The following is a 343-nucleotide window of genomic DNA, read 5'->3' as shown; positions in this document are numbered from 1 at the left end:
AAAACCACATAAAATTAAAGAGGCGTATTTTCCAATGCTACTAGTACTATTGGTGGTGATCAAAAGAATGGGGGCACGGTTTTGTGATATACGGCGGGCAGCTTCTACTAGTTCGGGAGTTTCTCCATTAAGTGAAATAATAATTACTAAATTGCCAGGACGAATATCGGTTGCTAGGGTTTGAATAATGTTGGGATCGTCGCTAAGCTGACAGTTTTTCTTTAATAACTGAAGTTTTACTAAAAGTTCTTCAGCAATTAGTTCAGAAAAGCCTCGGGCAAAAATGTAAATGGTTTGGGCACGTCGAATTTGCTGCACCACTTTTTCAACGTCAGCAATCTTG

The 343-nt window shown here is 39.1% G+C and carries 1 protein-coding gene; it reads right to left on the bottom strand.

Annotation, left to right across the window (positions count from 1 at the left end):
* The coding region (locus tag GUI70_RS25445) for an SIS domain-containing protein (RefSeq protein WP_161884538.1) at window positions 1-343 on the bottom strand (343 nt) is incomplete at both ends.

The sequence above is a fragment of the Deinococcus alpinitundrae genome, assembly GCF_009982895.1.
GTDB classification, from domain to species: Bacteria; Deinococcota; Deinococci; order Deinococcales; family Deinococcaceae; genus Deinococcus; species Deinococcus alpinitundrae.
The sequence above is the reverse complement of the archived record's forward strand: the minus strand, read 5'-3'. Positions and strand labels throughout refer to the sequence as shown.